The organism is Bradyrhizobium campsiandrae (assembly GCF_014529705.1).
Lineage (GTDB): Bacteria > Pseudomonadota > Alphaproteobacteria > Rhizobiales > Xanthobacteraceae > Bradyrhizobium > Bradyrhizobium campsiandrae.
The window spans coordinates 23,053-39,263 of the sequence record NZ_JAANIH010000031.1 but is presented as its reverse complement, the minus strand read 5'-3'; the positions used below and the strand labels follow the sequence as shown (position 1 = coordinate 39,263).

The 16,211-nt window shown below is 63.1% G+C and carries 19 protein-coding genes and 1 tRNA gene; 15 read left to right on the top strand and 5 right to left on the bottom strand.

The window, feature by feature from the left end:
- Positions 1 to 80 precede the first annotated feature (80 nt).
- Genes G8O24_RS22755 through G8O24_RS22745 form a run of 3 tightly spaced genes read left to right on the top strand, consistent with a single transcriptional unit; the run spans position 81 to position 1,158 of the window.
- Positions 81 to 290 carry a YgaP family membrane protein gene (locus G8O24_RS22755; protein ID WP_188103209.1) on the top strand — a complete coding sequence of 70 codons (210 nt, stop codon included), beginning with the start codon at positions 81 to 83 and terminating at the stop codon, positions 288 to 290.
- Positions 287 to 808, top strand: coding sequence for an RNA polymerase sigma factor (locus tag G8O24_RS22750; RefSeq protein WP_188103207.1), 522 nt, complete (start codon positions 287 to 289; stop codon positions 806 to 808). Before G8O24_RS22755 ends, G8O24_RS22750 begins: the two co-directional genes overlap by 4 nt.
- A 2-nt stretch (positions 809 to 810) precedes the next feature.
- Entirely contained in the window at positions 811 to 1,158 is a 348-nt protein-coding gene (locus tag G8O24_RS22745; RefSeq protein ID WP_188103205.1) for a carboxymuconolactone decarboxylase family protein, read from the top strand.
- 104 nt (positions 1,159 to 1,262) lie between these two features.
- Here G8O24_RS22745 and G8O24_RS22740 read toward each other — a convergent pair whose 3' ends face one another.
- Positions 1,263 to 2,588 carry a TROVE domain-containing protein gene (locus tag G8O24_RS22740; protein WP_188103204.1) on the bottom strand — a complete coding sequence of 442 codons (1,326 nt, stop codon included), beginning with the start codon at positions 2,586 to 2,588 and terminating at the stop codon, positions 1,263 to 1,265.
- Between the two features lie 107 nt (positions 2,589 to 2,695).
- Positions 2,696 to 2,858 (bottom strand) — tRNA-Arg (locus tag G8O24_RS22735).
- A gap of 901 nt (positions 2,859 to 3,759) precedes the next feature.
- Between G8O24_RS22735 and G8O24_RS22730 the strand changes: the two genes are divergently transcribed.
- The 3 genes from G8O24_RS22730 to G8O24_RS22720 all read left to right on the top strand — a co-directional run bounded on the left by G8O24_RS22730 (position 3,760) and on the right by G8O24_RS22720 (position 5,492).
- Positions 3,760 to 4,425: a DUF429 domain-containing protein gene (locus tag G8O24_RS22730; RefSeq protein WP_188103202.1), complete on the top strand. Its 666-nt coding sequence runs from the start codon at positions 3,760 to 3,762 to the stop codon at positions 4,423 to 4,425.
- Positions 4,426 to 4,541: 116 nt separating this feature from the next.
- Complete coding sequence (locus tag G8O24_RS22725; RefSeq protein WP_188103199.1) at positions 4,542 to 4,685, top strand: hypothetical protein; 144 nt, start codon at positions 4,542 to 4,544, stop codon at positions 4,683 to 4,685.
- Between the two features lie 102 nt (positions 4,686 to 4,787).
- Positions 4,788 to 5,492, top strand: a complete 705-nt coding sequence (locus G8O24_RS22720) for a glutathione S-transferase N-terminal domain-containing protein (RefSeq protein WP_188103197.1) — start codon at positions 4,788 to 4,790, stop codon at positions 5,490 to 5,492.
- A 148-nt stretch (positions 5,493 to 5,640) separates the two neighbouring features.
- On the opposite strand, the gene G8O24_RS22715 is transcribed toward G8O24_RS22720, so the two are convergent.
- Complete coding sequence (locus tag G8O24_RS22715; RefSeq protein ID WP_188103196.1) at positions 5,641 to 6,012, bottom strand: tRNA-binding protein; 372 nt, start codon at positions 6,010 to 6,012, stop codon at positions 5,641 to 5,643.
- Between the two features lie 108 nt (positions 6,013 to 6,120).
- On the opposite strand from G8O24_RS22715, the gene G8O24_RS22710 reads away from it, so the two are divergent.
- The gene (locus tag G8O24_RS22710) at positions 6,121 to 6,486 is read left to right on the top strand and encodes an ArsC family reductase (protein ID WP_188103194.1); all 366 of its coding nucleotides are present in this window, start codon (positions 6,121 to 6,123) and stop codon (positions 6,484 to 6,486) included.
- Between the two features lie 9 nt (positions 6,487 to 6,495).
- On the opposite strand, the gene G8O24_RS22705 is transcribed toward G8O24_RS22710, so the two are convergent.
- Positions 6,496 to 7,146 carry a hypothetical protein gene (locus tag G8O24_RS22705; RefSeq protein WP_188103192.1) on the bottom strand — a complete coding sequence of 217 codons (651 nt, stop codon included), beginning with the start codon at positions 7,144 to 7,146 and terminating at the stop codon, positions 6,496 to 6,498.
- 341 nt (positions 7,147 to 7,487) lie between these two features.
- Between G8O24_RS22705 and G8O24_RS22700 the strand changes: the two genes are divergently transcribed.
- From G8O24_RS22700 to G8O24_RS22670, 7 genes are all read left to right on the top strand, one after another.
- Positions 7,488 to 8,243, top strand: a complete 756-nt coding sequence (locus G8O24_RS22700) for an ABC transporter ATP-binding protein (RefSeq protein ID WP_188103190.1) — start codon at positions 7,488 to 7,490, stop codon at positions 8,241 to 8,243.
- A complete protein-coding gene (locus G8O24_RS22695) occupies positions 8,236 to 8,982 on the top strand; it encodes an ABC transporter ATP-binding protein (RefSeq protein WP_188103188.1) in 747 nt (248 codons plus the stop codon). The genes G8O24_RS22700 and G8O24_RS22695 overlap by 8 nt, the downstream gene beginning before the upstream one ends.
- A 61-nt stretch (positions 8,983 to 9,043) precedes the next feature.
- Positions 9,044 to 10,264, top strand: coding sequence for an ABC transporter substrate-binding protein (locus G8O24_RS22690; protein WP_188103186.1), 1,221 nt, complete (start codon positions 9,044 to 9,046; stop codon positions 10,262 to 10,264).
- Positions 10,265 to 10,337: 73 nt separating this feature from the next.
- Complete coding sequence (locus G8O24_RS22685) at positions 10,338 to 11,201, top strand: branched-chain amino acid ABC transporter permease (RefSeq protein ID WP_027557529.1); 864 nt, start codon at positions 10,338 to 10,340, stop codon at positions 11,199 to 11,201.
- Between the two features lies 1 nt (position 11,202).
- Positions 11,203 to 12,171 carry a branched-chain amino acid ABC transporter permease gene (locus G8O24_RS22680; RefSeq protein ID WP_188103185.1) on the top strand — a complete coding sequence of 323 codons (969 nt, stop codon included), beginning with the start codon at positions 11,203 to 11,205 and terminating at the stop codon, positions 12,169 to 12,171.
- 156 nt (positions 12,172 to 12,327) lie between these two features.
- Positions 12,328 to 12,972 (top strand): DUF47 domain-containing protein, encoded by a 645-nt coding sequence (locus G8O24_RS22675; RefSeq protein WP_188103183.1) that lies wholly within the window; start codon positions 12,328 to 12,330, stop codon positions 12,970 to 12,972.
- Positions 12,973 to 13,070: 98 nt separating this feature from the next.
- A complete protein-coding gene (locus tag G8O24_RS22670) occupies positions 13,071 to 14,090 on the top strand; it encodes an inorganic phosphate transporter (protein ID WP_188103181.1) in 1,020 nt (339 codons plus the stop codon).
- Here the strand turns inward: G8O24_RS22670 and sugE are convergent.
- Positions 14,083 to 14,397 carry a quaternary ammonium compound efflux SMR transporter SugE gene (sugE, locus tag G8O24_RS22665; protein WP_188103179.1) on the bottom strand — a complete coding sequence of 105 codons (315 nt, stop codon included), beginning with the start codon at positions 14,395 to 14,397 and terminating at the stop codon, positions 14,083 to 14,085. The two genes, G8O24_RS22670 and sugE, sit on opposite strands and share 8 nt — an antisense overlap.
- A 159-nt stretch (positions 14,398 to 14,556) precedes the next feature.
- Here sugE and G8O24_RS22660 point away from each other — a divergent pair, with 159 nt between their 5' ends.
- Entirely contained in the window at positions 14,557 to 16,194 is a 1,638-nt protein-coding gene (locus G8O24_RS22660) for a peptide chain release factor 3 (protein WP_188103177.1), read from the top strand.
- Positions 16,195 to 16,211 lie beyond the last annotated feature (17 nt).

Genomic DNA, 16,211 nt, shown 5'->3' with positions numbered 1-16,211 from the left:
GAGCGCCCGCGAATCCTTTTGCGCCATCGCGCCCTCTTGATTGTCGAGGCATTTCGCCTCGGCGCTGTCAGGAGGATGTGATGGCATTCTACAGGAAGAATATCGGCGGCCTGCACCAGGCGGTGCGGGTCGCCGCAGGGCTCGCCGTGGTGGTCGCGGCATCAGTCTATCTCACCGGTGCGCCGGCATGGCTGGTCGCGCTCGGTGGCGCCGGCTTCGCGTTGACCGGCCTCGTCGGCTATTGCCCGATGTGCGCGATGGCCGGGCTCGGAAGAGGGGGCATGTCGTGAGTGCGGCGGCCATATCGCCAGACCTGTTCGAGGCCGCGCGGCTCGGCGATCCCAAGGCGATCGCGCGCCTGCTCCAGACAGCGCAGCCGGACATCAGGCGCTATGCGCGCGCGACCTGCCGCAGTTCCGCGGATGCCGAAGACGCCGCGCAGGAGACGTTGTGGATCCTGTTTCGCCATGTCGGCACGATCCGCTCGCTGTTGGCCTTGTCGGCCTGGCTGTTCAGCGTCGTCCGCCGCGAATGCCTGCGGCTCGCGCGCAAGGCAGGCCTTGCGCCGGCGATCGACGAAAGCGAGGCGGAGGCCGTATTGCTCGCGCGTCGCGAGGCTGATCTGCGGATCGATGTTGCCGCGGCCTTCGAGGCGCTGCCGTCGCACTACCGCGATGTGGCGCTGATGCGCGACGTCAAGGAAATGACCATCGATGAAATCGCCGAAGCGCTCGACGTGACGCGGCAAACCGTAAAAGCGCGCCTGCATCGCGCCCGCGCCTTGATGCGTGAATATCTGACGAGGTGAGCATGACTCATTATCAAACGCCCGAAGATTTGAAATCGATCCCGGCCTTCGTCGCGCTGGCGCCGGTCGAGGCCAACGCATTCCTGGCGTTCAACCATGCGGTCGAGCGCAAGGATGGATTGATCCCGCCGAAATATCGCGAGCTGATCTCGCTCGCGGTCGCGCTCACCACACAATGCGCCTATTGCCTCGACGTGCATACGGCGCAGGCGGCGAAATCAGGCGCGACGCGGGAGGAGGTGGCCGAAGCCGCGTTGATCGCAGCGGCGGTGCGCGCTGGCGGCACGCTCGGTCATGCGTTGTTGGCGCAACGGCTGTTCGAAGGCCATGGGAGTAGGAGAGTAACATAACGAATGCAGGTGCGGCCGATCACCATAGCCGGGGCGGTCGGATCATTTCAGATATTTCGCTGGCCCCGGGCGCGTTACACGTCCGGGACCGTTGTCGTTTCGCATCAGTTCAGCGTCGTCTCCGACGCCGCGATCCACGCGACCACGGCCTCAGAGAAGCCGTTGACGCGGGTCCAGGCGCCGTGGCCGACACCGTGCTGATAGGAGGCCACGTTCACGATGGTGCCACGCGCCTTCGGCTCGGGCACCCGGTCGTGGCTTTGCTCGTCGGTGAAGACGATGAGGCGATCGCCCTTGCGGTCGATCTCCGTCACCGCCTTGCCGAGCCAGGTCCCGCTATGAGCCTGCGAGTTGATGATCGCATCCCGCAGCGCGAAGCCGCGGCGGGGAGGGACCTTCACCACCTTGTCGGAGAAGGTGAAGATCTCGACCTCGTCGCAGATCTCGCGTGCCAGGATGGCAAGACCACAGGCCGCCTCCGCACGCGTCATTTCCGACTGCGCAGAGAGCGGCGTGAACATCGAGCCCGACACGTCGATCAGGAGCCGGGTGCGGCCGGGAAGCCGCACATGGTCCTTGACCGATTTGAGCATCGCCATCTCGAGCTCGGGCTCGAAATCAGGCGCATAGCGTGCCGCTGTGATGAAGCGATAAGGAAGGATACGATCCGTCCGCATCGCCTCGATCGCGCCTGCGATGGTCTCGCGCGGCACTTCCGCGTTCTGCATCAGCCGCAGATTGCGCAGCAGTGCCAGGCCGCCGAGCTTCTTCTCGGCGATCAGCCGCTCGAAGGTCTCGCGCTTGCTCTTGCCTGAAGAGAGCGAGACCTCCCAGGTATCGGGGGAGGCAAGCTCGCCGTCGACGAGCCGTTTCCACACCTTTTCCTGCTCGGCATCCTTCGGCTTGGCGTGCACCAGGAACAGCACGTCCCGGATACGCACCGCGCCGTCGCGGTCCCATTTGGCGAGCTGGTAGGCGTCGAACTTGGTCAGCGCGCGGGCGAGACCCTTCTTCACCTGCGCCGAGACCGGCTGACGCTTGCGCTGTTGCATCGGCCCAAGCGCATCGGCCCAATAGATCGCGAGGAGCTCCGTCATCTCGTCGGGCCGCTGGATCACCTGGGCAAGCGTGTCGGCTACGAGAGCACGGTGCTTCTCGCTGCGGGCCATCTCGCGAATGACCAGCAGCGGCGCGTGCCGCAACTTCATCACCTCGCGCGCCTCGATCGCGAACTGCGCCACGCGGGCAGGTGCGACCTTCGGCACGAGCGCCTTGATGCGATCGGCAATGGCCACGCCGTCCTCGTAGAACTGGTCCTCCCACAGGAGGCAGTTCATCAGCGTCCGCTTCAGCTCCATCTCGGGCGTGAAGCGGACGGCGCGCGCGCCCTCACGCGTGAAGGCGCGAACGATCTTGTTGAGCCTGACCATGACGGCCTCCTCTGGGTTGATTTTGCTTGGAAATGGGTGCCGGGGAACAAGCGAGGCTGCACTGCCCTTGCGGGCAAGTCGCATGCTCTATCGCTGAGCTACGGACTTTCGTCCGGAAGGAGTCGAACCTTCGACCTTGCGATCCGAAGTAACAGCGCTCTTCACCACCGGCGGTGGGGACGAGAGAAAGACACGATCCGGGAACAGGCGATTGCTGTGACCCGACGAACCGAAGCTCGCCGGAAAGCGCTCTGGCCACTGAGCTACCGGTGCATGATATACCGGGCGGGATTCGAACCCGCGACCTCTCGCGTGATAGGCGAAGTAACAGAAATCTTCACCACGGATCGTGAGGGAGTTGGCGGGGAACGGGCGATGCTGTTGCCGCCCCAAGGGGCGGTCGTTTGACAGACGAAGTAACAGACATCTTCACCACCGCCAGGCCGATGTCTTGGCATCGGCCCTTGATGGGTACGCTGGGGAACGGGCGACATCGGCTTTCAGTGACGACAACGCAGAGCTCTCCTTGCGGAGGGACCCTGCGCCGGGCCGCACGCAAGCCTTTCTCGAGGCCGCATCCCGGTGCGTGTGTCAAAGGCGGGAGGAATACCCGCTGTCCTTGGCGAGAAGTATCCGACATCTTCACCACCAGCGTCGGTTGAGCCGCGATCGTCGCGGCAAACCGAATTCAGGAAAATTCTATCCCGGCGCTGTCGACGCGCCGCCAATTGCGAACCCTTAGGGTTCGCTCTGCCATCGGTATCCGGCTCGTCGCCTCGTTCCCTCCGGCAGGCCCCGCGCGCTTGGGCACGCGCATCGATTGCGCGAGCCCCGAGATCCGGGTCTCTCGTTCCGGCTGACGCCGGGATGTTCGAACGGGCCGCGCGGCGGGCAACAAAAAACCCTCCGGAGCGGCAGGCTCGGGAGGGTCCGTAAGAAGCGGACTGTCGATCTCGCGGTCAGGCAAGATCGCTCCCATGAGCCGGGCACACGCAATCGATTAGCTTGGCGCTATTCGGCATGCGGGTAATTCTTTCGTAGCGGTGGGACATCGCTCGGTTCATGGTGTCTGTCACGAACGGAAGTGTTCGTGAGGGCGCGGGAGATACGCCTGCAACTTGCGGGTGTCAAGCGGCTCGCGTGTGAAATTTGCAAATGACGGACGTGTGACGTGACAAACTATCTCGGCCTCGATGGATTTCGCTTCGGCTGGGTCGCCGCCTGGATCGACAATCGCGGCGATCACGGTTTTGACTATTCGCCGGGGCTCGCGCGACTCCTGGCAATGCCGCATGCGCGCGCGATGATCGACATGCCGATTGGGCTGAAGCCGAGTGGTTATCGGATGTGCGACTTGCGTGCGCGCGAGCTCATCGGCCCCGCCGTGTTCCTCGGGGCTCGCCGCGACCTCTGGACATTTCCCGACATGGACGCGGCCAACAGGCATTACTGGAAGCACGAGGGCCAAGGCAGGGGCGTCTCGGCGCAACTCTGGAATATCAGGGACAAGATCAGGGAGGTCGACGAGATCATGACGCCGGCCCGTCAGGCGACGATCCGCGAAGCGCATCCTGAATTGATCTTCTGGAATCTTGCAGGACGGGTCCGGCTTGCGAAGAAGACATCGGCGGAAGGTCGTCAGCAGCGCATGGCGCTGCTGGCGCAACGCGGCTTCACGAAGCTGCCGACATGGCTGACGCAGCGCCACGGCACCGGAATCGGCCGCCACGATCTCATCGACGCCTGCGCCTGCGCGGCTGCCGCGCGCGACAGTACCCAGCGCATCGGCGGCGAGGAGCTCGATCCAGGGCAGTTGCGGATGGAGATCAACTACTGAAGATCGGCGGGGCAATCAGAAATCGGGAAAAATAGGCAATTTATTTGAACGGTGCAGGAACAGACGATGGTCCGCGCGCGTTCCCCGTGCGAACCGAATTGAGAGAAGCTCACAACATGAATGATGCCGGTCAATTCGCGACCGCGATGCTCGCGCTCGTTTTTATCGGAGCGCTGCTCGTTACCGGGCAACTTTACATCGAGCAGCGCGCCCAGCGCGATATGGGCTACGCCACCAGTCATCTGCTGCGGCCGTTGTGATCGAAATTTGCGGCGGGCATATGTGTGACCCCGACCCGACCTTGCGCCATGTCCCGGCTCGCCTAGATTAGGCCAAATCTCATGCAAGCCGCCGGGGTCCCGATGTCCAATCTCTCCGCCTTTCCGATTACCAGGCGTTGGCCGGCCAAGCATCCCGAGCTGCTTCAGCTCTATTCGCTGCCGACGCCGAACGGCGTCAAGGTCTCGATCATGCTGGAGGAGATTGGGCTGCCCTACGAGGTCCATCTCGTCGACTTCGGCAAGGATGATCAGAAGACGGCTGAATTCCTCTCGCTCAACCCGAACGGCAAGATCCCGGCGATCCTCGATCCCAAGGGCCCCGGCGGCAAGCCGTTGCCGCTGTTCGAGTCGGGCGCGATCCTGCAATACCTCGCTGAGAAGACCGGCAAGCTGTTGCCGCAGGATGCCGCGCGGCGCTACCAGACCATCCAGTGGGTACATTTCCAGATGGGTGGCATCGGGCCGATGTTCGGCCAGGTCGGTTTCTTCCACAAATTCGCCGGCAAGGATTTTGAGGACAAGCGGCCGCGCGACCGCTACGTCGGCGAAGCCAAGCGCCTGCTTGGTGTCATGGATGCGCATCTCGCTGATCGCCAGTGGTTCATGGATGACGACTACACCATCGCCGACATCTCGATGCTCGGCTGGGTACGCAATCTCATCGGCTTCTACGGTGCCGGCGACCTCGTCGAATTCAACCAGTTCAAGTCGGTCGGTGCCTGGCTCGAGCGCGGGCTGGCCCGGCCTGCGGTGCAGCGCGGGTTGGATATTCCGAAACGACCTTGAGAACATGAGCTCAGCGCCTTGCAGCTCATGTAGAGCGGTGCCGACCCACAGGCCGGCAACAATGCCGAAGCGGCCGTTTCCCGCCGAGGTCGAGGTCAAGTCCGAACGCAACGGAGCGGCGGTCCGCGGTGGGAGATCGGTCCGCGAGCTAGAACAGCCGTCCGCCGTTCGGCACCGGCTTGCTCGGCTGCATCAGCACGACCTTGCCCTCGGCATCGGGAAAGCCGAGCGTGAGGACCTCGGAGACGACGGGTCCGATCTGACGCGGCGGGAAATTGACGACGGCCGCGACCTGCTGTCCGACCAGCGTCTCGAGGGGATGGTTTTCGGTGATCTGCGCCGAACTCTTGCGCACACCGATGACCGGGCCGAAGTCGATCCACAATCGCCACGCCGGCTTGCGCGCCTCGGGAAACGGCTTGGCATCGACGATGGTGCCGACGCGGATGTCGACCGCAAGGAAGGTGTTGAAGTCGATGGTCGGCGAGGCGGCCGCAGCGGGATCGTGGGTGACGTGCATGGCGTATCCATTTCCGAAGAGGTCGAAAGCGTCCTTCGCAATATTGTCGCGCGATCAGGAGTTGCGTACAACGCCACAGCACGTCACGACACATGCGCGAGGACCGTCTTGCCCAACATCATCTACGGCATCAAGAACTGCGACACCATGAAGAAGGCGCGCGCTTGGCTCGACACCCATGGCGTCGCCTACAAGTTCCACGACTACAAGGCCGCCGGCGTCGAGAAGGACAAGCTCAAGCAATGGAGCGACAAGCTCGGCTGGGAGACGCTGCTCAATCGCGCCGGCACGACCTTCAAGAAGCTGCCCGATGGCGACAAGCAAGGTCTGACCGAAAAGAAGGCGCTGGCGCTGATGCTAGCGCAACCATCGATGATCAAGCGGCCGGTGCTCGAAATCGGCGGCAAGCTCCTGGTCGGCTTCAAGCCTGATATCTACGACAAGGAAATCGGTGCCAAGGCGCGCAAGAACTAGTTCAGAGACCTAGTTCAGCTCGATGATCTCGGCGGTGACGCTTGGACCGCCGCTCTGATCGCCGAATTCGACAATTTCGGCGGCCGCGATGCGCCCGGGGGCGCGGTGAAACAGGTCGCGGTCGATCACGGTGCGTAGTTTCGGCCGCGGCAGCGCGTCATTTCCGCGCAGCAGGTTCTTGATCTCGAAGCCGCCGTCCTCGCAGAAAGTCTTGAGCGAGGCGATGACGTGGCTGACCTTGTCGTCGGTCAGGAACGGCAGCAGCAGCCGTTCATAGGCGACGACGCGGCCGTAGATGTCGTCGACATCGGCCACGCTGTAGACCGGAAGGCCGCGCGCGACGCATTCATGATAGATCGGCATCACCAAGGGCGCGAGCAGCGGCCCGACATAGTCGTCCAGCAGAATGCCCTTGCCGGTATGGCCGTAGGCGCGCGAGATTCGCGTGCCTTCGCTCTGGATCGTCAGGCGCGGCGTCGGCGTGGAATTGTCCACCGTGTAGTAGATGAGATCGGACAGCTCGTCCTCAAGTCGCGTTGGCTGATACTCCCAGATCGCCGGCGCGATCTGTTGGCGCGCGTAAAGCCGCAGCCACGTGTTGAGCAGATCACGCTGCTTGATCGATTTGACGACGGAGGGAGCGGCGCTGGCGAAATCCAAGACAATATTCCCGGCGAGTGAAACGCGCGCATGATGTTGGTTGCGGGAAAATTTTTGATGAAGGCTGGCGCGCGGGACCAAAGACCGTTAACGACGTCTTGATGACCGGTGTCTTGCGAACCGGGAGGCCGGCAGGCGACATCACAAAGCCTCCAACTAAGGGAGCATAAGACTCCCGGTCGACAGGCCTGACCTGCTCAGCTTTCCGCCTTGCCTAACCCCCGTCACCTCCGGCATATTCCGCGCCCGGAGGCGGCGTTCCGGGGCGGCTCCAGGACCTCCGGAAAGCCGAAGCAACAACGAGAGCAACGCGCTATTGGCGCGGGCAGGGGGAAATCTGTTTGGCCGATGAGTTCATTCTCGAAACGGAAGGCTTGACCAAGGAGTTTGCGGGCTTCTTCGCCGTCCGCGACGTTGCGCTCAAGGTTCGCCGTGGGAGTATCCACGCGTTGATCGGCCCGAACGGTGCCGGCAAGACGACGTGCTTCAATCTTCTGACCAAGTTCCTCAAACCGTCTGCCGGAAAAATCCTGTACAAGGGACAGGACATCACCGCGATGGCGCCAGCCGACGTGGCGCGCTTGGGGCTGGTGCGCTCGTTCCAGATCTCGGCGGTGTTTCCGCATCTCACCGCGCTGGAGAACGTTCGTGTCGCGCTCCAGCGCCAGCATGGCTCTTCCTTCGATTTCTGGCGCTCCAAGTCCGTGCTCAACCGTTTCAACGACCGCGCGCGTGAGTTGTTGAACGATGTCGGCCTGAGCGAGTTCGCCAATACGCCTGCGGTCGAGATGGCCTATGGGCGCAAGCGCGCGCTGGAAATCGCGACCACGCTCGCGCTCGATCCTGAAATGATGCTTCTGGACGAGCCGATGGCCGGCATGGGGCACGAGGACATCGACAAGATCGCGGCGCTGATCAAGCGCATCTCGGCGAAATACACCATTCTGATGGTCGAGCATAACTTAAGCGTCGTCGCCAATCTCTCCGACATCATCACCGTGCTGACGCGCGGGCAGGTGCTCGCGCAGGGTCATTATTCCGAGCTCACCAAGGACGAGCGCGTCAAGGAAGCCTATCTGGGAGCGGGTCATGGCTGAGACTGCAACCGCGGACGCTCCGGCAAAGGCCACCAGCGGCGGCAACATCCTCCAGGTCCGCAACCTCGAGGCCTGGTACGGCGAGTCCCACATCCTGCACGGGATCAATTTCGACGTGAATGCGGGCGAGGTCGTCACGCTGCTGGGGCGCAACGGCGCCGGCAAGACGACCACGCTGAAGTCGATCATGGGCATCATCGGCAAGCGTGCCGGCTCGATCAAATTCAACGATCAGGAGATCATCCGCGCGACCTCCGACAAGATTGCGCGCATGGGCATCGCATTCTGCCCCGAGGAACGCGGAATTTTCTCCAGTCTCGACGTGCGTGAGAATTTGCTGCTGCCGCCGGTGGTGCGCCCCGGCGGATTGCCGCTCGATCAGATCTTCGACCTGTTTCCGAATCTGAAGGAACGGCTGACCAGCCAGGGCACCAAGCTGTCGGGCGGCGAGCAGCAGATGCTGGCGATCGCGCGCATCCTGCGCACCGGTGCGAGCTTCCTCATGCTGGACGAGCCGACCGAAGGTCTCGCCCCGGTCATTATTCAGCAGATCGGCCACACCATTTCGCGGCTGAAGAAGGAAGGCTTCACGATCCTCCTTGTCGAGCAGAACTTCCGCTTCGCATCCACCGTCGCCGATCGTTATTACGTGGTCGAGCACGGCAAGATCATTGACGGATTTTCCAATGCGGAGCTTGCCGCCAACATGGACAAGCTCCACACCTATCTCGGCGTCTAGTCCGGCCCAAGGCAGAACGGCCAACGAAAACGGCGAAGAACGAATTCACGAGGGAAGTCACATGAAAAAGTCGATTGCATCCTTGTTGCTCGGCACGGCGCTCGCCGTGGCCACCGCTGGCGCCGCCTTCGCGCAGGACAAGACCGTCAAGATCGGTGCATTGTCGGATCAGTCCGGCCTCTATGCCGATCTCGGTGGACCGGGCTCGACGCTCGCCGCCCAGATGGCGGTTGAGGATTCCGGCCTTGCGGGCAAGGGTTGGAAGATCGACATCATCTCCGGCGACCACCAGAACAAGCCCGATATCGGCACCGCGATCGCGCGGCAGTGGTTCGACGTCGACAAGGTCGACATCATCGTCGACGTGCCGAACTCCGGCGTGGCGCTCGCCGTCAACAACGTCGTCAAGGAAAAGAACGGCGTCTACATCAATTCGGGCGCGGCGACCTCTGATCTCACCAATGCGCAGTGCTCGCCCAACACCGTGCACTGGACCTACGACACCTACATGCTGGCCCACACCACCGGCCAGGCGCTGGTGAAGGCCGGTGGCGACACCTGGTTCTTCCTGACGGCGGACTACGCCTTCGGTGCGGCGCTGGAGCGCGACACCACCGCGGTCGTCACCGCCAATGGCGGCAAGGTGGTCGGCGGGGTCAAGCATCCGCTCAACACGCCGGACTTCTCCTCGTTCCTGCTTCAGGCGCAGGCCTCCAAGGCCAAGATCATCGGCCTTGCCAATGCCGGCGGTGACACCACCAACACGATCAAGCAGGCGGCCGAGTTCGGTATCGGCAAGGGCGGCCAGAAGCTCGCCGCGCTGCTGCTGTTCCTCACCGACGTCAAGGCGATCGGCCTCGAGACCGCGCAGGGCCTCAACTTCACCGAGACGTTTTACTGGGACATGAACGACCAGACCCGCGCGTTTTCCAAGCGCTTTGCCGGGAAGATGAAGAACAACGCGCCGCCGACCATGGTGCAGGCGGGCGTCTATGCGGGCGTGCGCCACTATCTGAAGGCCCTGGAGGCGCTGGGCGGCAATCCGCATGACGGCGTCAAGGTCGTCGAGAAGATGAAGTCGATGCCGACGGAAGACGAACTGTTCGGCAAGGGCGAGATTCAGCCCAACGGCCGCACCATCCACAGCGCCTATCTGTTCGAGGTGAAGACACCCGCCGAGTCCAAGGGACCGTGGGACTTCTACAAGCTGGTCGGCTCGGTGCCGGGCGACCAGGCCTTCACGCCGCTCTCCGAAAGCAAGTGCGCGCTGTTGAAGAAGTAAAATAGCCGCCCGCAGGCCTCAAAGCCCGCGGGCCACTTTCAGGGGAACGCCGAAGGGACTGGGTGCTGGATCGATGCAGGCTCTCTACGCACAGCTACTGGTGGGACTGATCAACGGCTCGTTCTACGCGCTGCTCAGTCTCGGGCTCGCCGTGATCTTCGGCATGCTCAACATCATCAATTTCGCCCATGGCGCGCTCTACATGATGGGCGCCTTTGTCGCCTATTTCCTCCTCAACCTCGGCGGCATCAATTACTGGTGGGCGCTGCTGCTGGCGCCCATCATCGTCGGCATCTTCGGCATGATCCTGGAACGGACCATGCTGCAATGGCTGACCGGGCTCGACCATCTCTACGGCCTGCTCCTGACCTTCGGCATCGCGCTGATCGTGCAGGGCGTGTTCCAGAACTATTTCGGCTCGTCCGGCCTGCCTTACGCCATTCCGGACCAGCTCAAGGGCGGCATGAATCTCGGCTTCATGTTCCTGCCCGTCTACCGTGGCTGGGTCGTGATCTTCTCGCTGGTCGTGTGTCTGGCGACCTGGTTCCTGATCGAGAAGACGCGGCTCGGCGCCTACCTGCGCGCCGCTACTGAAAATCCGACGCTGGTGCGCGCCTTCGGCATCAATGTGCCGCGCATGATCACGTTGACCTATGGCCTGGGCGTCGGCCTTGCCGCGCTCGCCGGCGTGCTCTCGGCGCCGATCAACCAGGTGCGGCCGCTGATGGGCGCCGATCTCATCATCGTCGTGTTCGCGGTGGTCGTGATCGGCGGCATGGGATCGATCATGGGCTCCATCATCACCGGCTTCGCGCTCGGTGTGATCGAGGGCCTGACCAAGTATTTCTACCCCGAGGCCTCCAACACCGTCGTGTTCGTGCTGATGGTGCTGGTGCTCCTGGTGAAGCCAACGGGATTGACGGGAAGGGCAGCCTGATATGACAGCCTTGACGGACGATACGCTGCCGGTAACTCCGCGCGCGATGCGTGACGAGATGGTCGTCTTCGCAGTGATGGCGCTGTTGCTGGCCGCGGTGCCCTTCACGGGAGTCTATCCGTTCTTTGTGATGCAGGCGCTGTGCTTTGCGCTGCTCGCCTGTGCCTTCAATCTCCTGATCGGCTATGGCGGCCTGTTGTCGTTCGGCCATGCGATGTTCATGGGCACCGCGGGCTACTGCAGCGCGCATGCCCTGAAGGTCTGGGCGCTGCCGCCGGAGCTGGGCGTCCTCGTCGGAATCGCGGCCGCGTTCGGACTATCCCTCATCACCGGCTACATCTCGATCCGCCGCCAGGGCATCTATTTCTCGATGATCACGCTGGCGCTGTCGCAGCTGCTGTATTTCATCTACCTCCAGGCGCCGTTCACCCATGGCGAGGACGGCATCCAGGGCATTCCGCAGGGGCGGATGTTCGGCGTCTTCGATCTGTCGAAGCCGACCGTGCTCTATTACGTCGTGCTGGTCGGTTTCCTCGCCGGCTTCCTGCTGATCTATCGCATCATCAACTCGCCGTTCGGCGAGGTCCTGAAGTCGATCCGCGAGAACGAGCCTCGCGCCATCTCGCTCGGCTATCGGACCGACCAGTACAAGTTCCTGGCGTTCGTCCTGTCGGGCACGCTCGCGGGCTTCGCCGGCGCGCTGAAAGTGTTCGTGGCGCAGAACGCCTCGCTCACCGACGTGCACTGGTCGATGTCCGGCGAGGTCGTGCTGATGACGCTGGTCGGCGGTCTCGGCACCATTTTCGGCCCCGTGGTCGGCGCCTTCGTCATTATCGCCATGCAGCAATATCTGGCGGGCTTTGGCCAGTGGGTGACGGTGATCCAGGGCTCGATCTTCGTGATCTGCGTGCTCACCTTCCGCCGCGGCGTCATCGGCGAAATCGCGCATTACTTCCGGCGGTCGCTATAAGTCATTGATATCGCGGCAATTTAGTTTCTGCGCGAATCCGGTGGATGATCCGGCTCCGCGGGCGTGAGATGACACGCGCGCGGAACGAAAATGGTCTATGACGGTTTTGTGACGGCCCGTTCGGGCCGGGTCATTTCCCTCAGGTAGACCAGTCCCATGATGCGTTGGTTTCGCGCTTTCCTGCCCAAGGAAGAACGGTTCTTCGACCTGTTCGACCGCCATGCCAAGACCGTGATCCAGGGCGCGATTGCGCTTCAGGGCGTGCTCAATGGCGGCGAGGAGACACCGGTCTATTGCCAGCGCGTCAGCCAGTTCGAGAACGACGCCGATAACATCACGCGCGAGGTGCTGACGGCGGTGCGGCGAACCTTCATTACGCCGTTCGACCGGGGCGACATCAAGAACCTCATCACCTCGCTGGACGATGCCATCGACCAGATGCAGCAGACCGCCAAGGCCGTGATGCTGTTCGAGGTCCGCACCTTCGAGCCGCCGATGCGCGAAATCGGCGCGCTGTTGATCGATTGCGCCAATCTGGTCGGGCGTGCGCTGCCCTTGATGCAGCAGATCGGCAAGAACGTCGCCATGCTGACCGCGATCACGGAGGAATTGACCAAGCTCGAGGGGCGCGTCGACGATCTTCACGACATCGGCCTGAAGGAGCTGTTCCTGAAGCACCGCAACGGCAACGCGATGGATTTCATCGTCGGCGTCGAGATCTACGATCACCTTGAAAAAGTGGCCGATCGCTTCGACGACGTCGCGAACGAGATCAACAGCATCGTCATTGAGCAAGTGTAGCGCATGATCCGGAAAAGTGTGCAGCGGTTTTCCTTCGCGACAAACGCGATACGCGTTTGCGCGGAGATCATGCGCAAAACTTAGAGTAGGGCCGCGCCGTGGATGCTGCCGTCTTGGGCCCTCTGGGTCTTCCCGTCCTGGTCGGACTGATCGCCGTCGCGCTGCTGTTCGACTTCCTGAACGGCCTGCACGACGCCGCCAATTCGATCGCGACCATCGTTTCGACCCGGGTGCTGCGGCCGCAATTCGCGGTGTTCTGGGCCGCATTCTTCAATTTCGTCGCCTTCATGGTGTTCGGCCTGCACGTCGCCCAGACCATCGGCACCGGCATCATCGATCCCGCGATCGTCGACGCCCAGGTGATCTTCGCAGCCCTTGTCGGCGCCATCGTCTGGAATCTCGTGACCTGGGGGCTCGGAATTCCGTCCTCATCCTCGCACGCGCTGATCGGCGGCCTCGTTGGCGGCGGCATGGCCAAGGCCGGAATATCGGCGGCGGTCTGGGGCGGATTGTCCAAGGCGGTGCTGGCGATCGTGCTCTCGCCGCTGGTCGGCTTCCTGCTCGCGATGATGCTGGTCGCGATCGTGTCGTGGCTTTCGGTGCGCTCGACGCCGTTCGCGGTCGACCGCGCCTTCCGGGTCCTGCAATTCGCCTCCGCTTCGCTCTATTCGCTCGGCCATGGCGGCAACGACGCGCAGAAGACGATGGGCATCATCGCCGTGCTGCTCTATTCGCAGGGGCATCTCGGCAGCGAGTTCTCAGTGCCGTTCTGGGTGGTTCTGTCCTGCCAGGCCGCGATGGCGCTGGGCACGCTGATGGGTGGCTGGCGCATCGTCCGCACCATGGGCCTGCGTATCACCAAGCTGACGCCGATGCAGGGCTTCTGCGCCGAGACCGGTGGCGCTGCGACCCTGTTCATAGCGACCTTCCTCGGCGTTCCCGTCTCGACCACCCACACCATCACCGGCGCCATCGTCGGCGTCGGTGCGGCCCGCCGCGTTTCGGCGGTGCGCTGGAACGTGGCGAGCTCGATCGTCTATGCCTGGGTGATCACGATCCCGGCCTCGGCCATCGTCGCGGCGCTCTCCTGGTGGGCGGTCCGGATCTTCGTCAAGTAACGAGCTTCAGCCCGGCGATGCCGGCTACGATCAGCCCGATGCTGGCAAGGCGAAGCGCGGTGGCGGGCTCGCCGAACAGGTAGATGCCGAGTGTCGCGGTGCCGACTGCTCCGATCCCGGTCCAGACCGCATAGGCGGTTCCGACGGGCAGGGACTTCAGAGCCAGCCCGAGCAGGATCACGCTGCCGGCCATCGCCGCGAGCGTGATGACGGAGGGAACAAGCCTGGTAAAGCCCTCGGTATATTTCAGGCCGATCGCCCAGGTGATTTCGAGAAGACCGGCGACGAACAGGATGCTCCAGGCCATGACGACCCTCCCTTCAAGGCAGGGTCGTCCCCGCAAGGCTGATAGGCTGATGAGTGGGGAAGGCCGTCCTCCCCAGGCCGATATGGGGCTGGCCAGAGGGCTCCGCAATCACCAAATGAGGCTTGATCAGGCCCGTTTTCCCTGCCAAACGCTCCCGCCATGTCCGACATCGCCACCACCACAGCCGAATCGCCGGCCCGTTCTCCGCTTGCTGCAGAAGTGGCGCGGCGGCGCACCTTTGCGATCATCTCCCATCCTGACGCCGGCAAGACCACGCTGACCGAAAAGCTGCTGCTGTTCGGCGGCGCCATCAACCTGGCCGGTCAGGTCAAGGCCAAGGGCGAACGGCGCAACACCCGTTCGGACTGGATGAAGATCGAGCGCGAGCGCGGCATCTCGGTCGTGACCTCGGTGATGACCTTCGAGTTCGAAGGGCTCGTGTTCAACCTGCTGGACACGCCGGGCCACGAGGACTTTTCGGAAGATACCTATCGCACGCTGACGGCGGTCGATTCCGCCGTGATGGTGATCGACGCCGCCAAGGGCATCGAGGCGCGGACGCGAAAGCTGTTTGAAGTGTGCCGTCTTCGGGATATCCCGATCATCACCTTCATCAACAAGATGGATCGCGAAAGCCGCGACGTTTTCGAGCTGCTCGACGAGATCGAAAAGACGCTGGCGCTCGATACCACGCCGATGACCTGGCCGGTCGGCCGCGGCCGCGACTTCCTCGGCACCTATGACGTCATCAACGGCGGTGTCCGACTGCTTGAAGGCGGCGGCGCCAAGACGGGCGCTGCGCAGCAGATCGAGATCGAGGAGCTCGCCAAGCTCAATGCCAATCTCGACGCCTCAGCCGTGAAGGATGAGCTCGAGCTCGTCACCGAGGCCTCAAAGCCGTTCGAGCTCGACGCGTTCCGCGAGGGCCATCTGACGCCGGTCTATTTCGGCAGCGCGCTGCGTAATTTCGGCGTCGGCGACCTGCTCGAAGGCCTCGGCAATTTCGCACCGGAGCCGCGCGCGCAGGACAGCGACCAGCGCAAGGTCGAGGCCACCGATCCGCGCATGAGCGCCTTCGTGTTCAAGATCCAGGCCAACATGGATCCGAACCACCGCGACCGCATCGCCTTTGCGCGGCTTTGTTCCGGCAAGCTCAGCCGCGGCATGAAGGCCAAGCTGGTGCGCACCGGCAAGAGCATGCCGCTGTCGAGCCCGCAATTCTTCTTCGCCCAGGACCGCTCGGTGGCGGACGAGGCCTTCGCCGGCGACGTCGTCGGCATTCCCAATCACGGTACGCTGCGCATCGGCGACACCCTGACCGAGGGCGAGGACTTCAATTTCGTCGGCGTGCCGAGCTTCGCGCCGGAAATCGTCCGCCGCGTCCGTCTGACCGACGCGATGAAGGCGAAGAAGCTGAAGGAAGCGCTGCAGCAGATGTCGGAAGAGGGCGTGGTGCAGGTGTTCCGTCCGCGCGACGGCGCGCCGGCGCTGGTCGGCGTGGTCGGCGCGCTCCAGCTCGACGTGCTCAAGGCCCGGCTGGAAGCGGAATATTCGCTGCCGGTCGAGTTCGAGGTCAGCGAGTTTCAGCTCGCGCGCTGGGTTTCCTCGGAGGACCGCAAGAAGCTCGACACCTTCATCGCCGCGAATACGTCGAGCATCGCCGACGACGTCGATGGCGACCCCGTGTATCTCGCCCGGAACGAATTCTACCTCGGCTACACCAAGGAGCGCGCCGAGGGCATCGAGTTCACCAACGTCAAGGACGTCAAGAAGAAGGGCGAGGGCAGGGCCGCTTGAACGCGAGCATGTGAACG

Excerpts from the sequence above, each read along its gene's own strand:
- G8O24_RS22755 (WP_188103209.1), top strand. The coding sequence starts at position 81 with ATGGCATTCTACAGGAAGAATATCGGCGGCCTGCACCAGGCGGTGCGG.
- G8O24_RS22745 (WP_188103205.1), top strand. The coding sequence starts at position 811 with ATGACTCATTATCAAACGCCCGAAGATTTGAAATCGATCCCGGCCTTC.
- G8O24_RS22740 (WP_188103204.1), bottom strand. The coding sequence starts at position 2,588 with ATGGTCAGGCTCAACAAGATCGTTCGCGCCTTCACGCGTGAGGGCGCG.
- G8O24_RS22725 (WP_188103199.1), top strand. The coding sequence starts at position 4,542 with ATGAATGATGCCGGTCAATTCGCGACCGCGATGCTCGCGCTCGTTTTT.
- G8O24_RS22720 (WP_188103197.1), top strand. The coding sequence starts at position 4,788 with ATGTCCAATCTCTCCGCCTTTCCGATTACCAGGCGTTGGCCGGCCAAG.
- G8O24_RS22715 (WP_188103196.1), bottom strand. The coding sequence starts at position 6,012 with ATGCACGTCACCCACGATCCCGCTGCGGCCGCCTCGCCGACCATCGAC.
- G8O24_RS22695 (WP_188103188.1), top strand. The coding sequence starts at position 8,236 with ATGGCTGAGACTGCAACCGCGGACGCTCCGGCAAAGGCCACCAGCGGC.
- G8O24_RS22690 (WP_188103186.1), top strand. The coding sequence starts at position 9,044 with ATGAAAAAGTCGATTGCATCCTTGTTGCTCGGCACGGCGCTCGCCGTG.
- G8O24_RS22685 (WP_027557529.1), top strand. The coding sequence starts at position 10,338 with ATGCAGGCTCTCTACGCACAGCTACTGGTGGGACTGATCAACGGCTCG.
- G8O24_RS22680 (WP_188103185.1), top strand. The coding sequence starts at position 11,203 with ATGACAGCCTTGACGGACGATACGCTGCCGGTAACTCCGCGCGCGATG.
- G8O24_RS22675 (WP_188103183.1), top strand. The coding sequence starts at position 12,328 with ATGATGCGTTGGTTTCGCGCTTTCCTGCCCAAGGAAGAACGGTTCTTC.
- sugE (WP_188103179.1), bottom strand. The coding sequence starts at position 14,397 with ATGGCCTGGAGCATCCTGTTCGTCGCCGGTCTTCTCGAAATCACCTGG.
- G8O24_RS22660 (WP_188103177.1), top strand. The coding sequence starts at position 14,557 with ATGTCCGACATCGCCACCACCACAGCCGAATCGCCGGCCCGTTCTCCG.